The sequence below is a fragment of the Shewanella sp. NKUCC06_TVS genome (assembly GCF_019345515.1).
In the GTDB taxonomy this organism is placed as follows: domain Bacteria; phylum Pseudomonadota; class Gammaproteobacteria; order Enterobacterales; family Shewanellaceae; genus Shewanella; species Shewanella oncorhynchi.
This window is the reverse complement of sequence record NZ_JAHKQX010000043.1, coordinates 1-368: the sequence shown is the minus strand read 5'-3', so window position 1 is coordinate 368 and position 368 is coordinate 1. Positions and strand designations below refer to the sequence as shown.

Genomic DNA, 368 nt, shown 5'->3' with positions numbered 1-368 from the left:
ATCTGGGGTTGTCCCCAAATTACGCCTAGGTCCTTGGGTGTAATTACTGCCCGTTTGCGCACCGTGGCTCAGATTCACAGGTGTTGAACTACTCACCTCCCATTTACGGCCGGTGTATCCTTGTGCAGCATTCGCCTCAGGCACCACTGTCGCAGGCGTGTCGTCCGTAGGCACGCCATCCGTCTGTGACATTGAAGGCGTGTTTGTGGTCTTCACCGCGACTGACGGACGAGCTGGTGTCCCCGCATTCGTCGGTATTTCTGCGACGGCTGTCGGCACATCGGTTTGCGTGCCATCATCTGTCACATTCGCCACCGATGGCGAACCGTTGCCCATCACTGGTGGGGTTGTTCCGCTGCCATTGCCAG

1 protein-coding gene is annotated in these 368 nt (G+C 57.9%); it reads right to left on the bottom strand.

The genetic code is table 11. The features are described from left to right. Nucleotides 1-368, bottom strand: a 368-nt coding sequence (locus KO531_RS22215) for a hypothetical protein (protein WP_219252249.1), incomplete at both ends; no start/stop codon positions are given.